The sequence below is a fragment of the Synechococcus sp. R8-2 genome (genome assembly GCF_047461715.1).
Classification (GTDB): Bacteria; Cyanobacteriota; Cyanobacteriia; order Thermostichales; family Thermostichaceae; genus Thermostichus.
In genome coordinates, this window is record NZ_JANSHQ010000030.1 from 1 (window position 1) to 1,947 (window position 1,947).

Consider the following 1,947-nt stretch of genomic DNA (forward strand, 5'->3'; position numbering starts at 1 on the left):
TCAGTGAAATGTAGTATTCAACACTTCTCTTAACAAAGACATCAAAGTTTACTCCGAGTCAACACTCTTATCGACTGGGATCCTCACTCAGTGCTCGCCCAGTCTTTTCTCAAAATGGCTCAGCGGCTGCTCGCGTCATCAGGACAGTTGCCTCAAAGCTTTCTCTTGCAAGGGTCTCACCGATCGCGAAGTAAGACGCGGTCTTTTGACAAGAGACCGGCGGGAGTGTCAAGTGGGCCAAGGCTTGCAGACGAATGCAGATCAAGGTGGGTTCCCGCCCGATTATGCTGAGAAAATTCTCGGCATGGACAATTGAGAAGGAACGGCTTGATGCTGACACCTGTTGATCTGGAAAAACGAGTGGCTTATTTGCAGAGTCCCCAAGCCATTCGGGATCGCTGTCGGTTGCTATTGGAAAGGGTTTTGGCCGGTGAATCAGAGCATTTTCGCCTCGACCTGAACCGGCTGGGATCCGTAGCCGACTATGTGATCACCACAATGCGGGCCCACTATCCCACCGGGGAAATTCCCTTCCACAGCCGCTGGCAACATTTTCAAGTGGGATCCGGGGAGCGCCTAACCCGTCTGGAAAATCGACTTAAAGACATGGATCCGCTGGAGCGGCTGCGATGCAAGTGGGATCTGGCCATCGTCAGCGTGTTGCTGGACGCAGGCGCAGGCTCTGCCTGGAAGTACTGGGATCCAGAAAGTCAGATGGTGGTGGGTCGTTCCGAAGGTTTGGCCTTGGCCAGTTTCGACTGGTTCTGGCAAGGTGGGTTTTCCAGCGATCCCCAACAGCCTCTGCAGGTGGATGCGGCGGGCCTGGAGCGGATCACCTTGGCGGATTTGGCAGCAGCTTTCCAGGTGGGGCCGGAAAATCCTTTGCTGGGGCTGGAAGGACGCTGGCAACTGCTGCAAAGGTTGGCACAAACTTTGCGGGCTCAACCTCATTACTTTGGATCCGGTCACAATCTTCCTCGTCCAGGCCGGTTGTGGGACGCCATCCAACCCGAGGATCCCAGCCGTGGGATCAAAGCAGCACAGGTCTTCCAGGCAGTTCAGAGGGGGTTTAGCTCCATTTGGCCTGGGCGAGTCTCGCTGGCCGGGATCCCTCTGGGGGATGTCTGGCCCTATCCCCACCTGCCCCAAACAGAGCCGGGGAGCCATTGGGTGCCTTTTCACAAGTTGTCCCAATGGATGACCTATTCCCTGCTGGAGCCGTTGCAGCAGGAGGGGATCCCGATCTGGGGTTTGGATGAGCTGACGGGTTTGGCGGAGTATCGCAACGGGGGGCTGTTTGTGGATTTGGGGGTGATCCAGCTCAAGCAGCCGGAGATTGGGCAGCAACCGCATCCCCCAGATTCGACGGTGATTGTGGAGTGGCGAGCCCTGACGGTGATTTTGCTGGATCAAGTTGCCTCCTTAATCCGGGAAAGGCTTGGCTGCTCTGCCCAGGAGTTGCCCCTGGTGAAAATACTGCAAGGGGGAACCTGGACGGCAGGGCGGCAAATAGCGGCCCAGCTTAGGCCAGATGCTTCTCCTCCCATCCAACTGCTCAGCGATGGCACGGTTTTTTAGGGATCCCCTTTCGAGATTCTTAAGAAGTTCTGTAATAATCTCAGGGCCAAATCAGGACGGGATCCCCAGTGCAGATGCAGGTACGAAGCGTGAAGGCGCTCGGTGGCCCATCCTTCCTGTTGAGGCTGGGCGGGGGATCCCCAGCCATAGATTGGGCTTGGGGAGATGGGGGTGCTGCGGGAGCGGTGAAATTCATGCCCGCGCAGGCGATCCCCGGCTGGGGCCAGCAGGGTTGGGCGCAAAACCGCAGCTTCGCGGTAGCCCAAACACAGCCGGTCGGCCATGTCTACCTGGATGGGTAATAGCCCGGCCATCGGGTAGGTCTTTCCCTGAAAATCGGTGAGGGATTGGCCCAGCACCATCAGTCCG

At 57.4% G+C, this 1,947-nt stretch carries 1 protein-coding gene and 1 pseudogene; one reads left to right on the forward strand and one right to left on the reverse strand.

What is annotated here, in order from left to right:
• Positions 1 to 330 precede the first annotated feature (330 nt).
• Complete coding sequence (locus NW819_RS00765) at positions 331 to 1,578, forward strand: URC4/urg3 family protein (protein WP_414412597.1); 1,248 nt, start codon at positions 331 to 333, stop codon at positions 1,576 to 1,578.
• Here the strand turns inward: NW819_RS00765 and NW819_RS00770 are convergent.
• Positions 1,575 to 1,947, reverse strand: a pseudogene (locus NW819_RS00770) (cobyrinate a,c-diamide synthase); the annotation flags it as partial. The gene NW819_RS00765 and the pseudogene NW819_RS00770 sit on opposite strands and share 4 nt — an antisense overlap.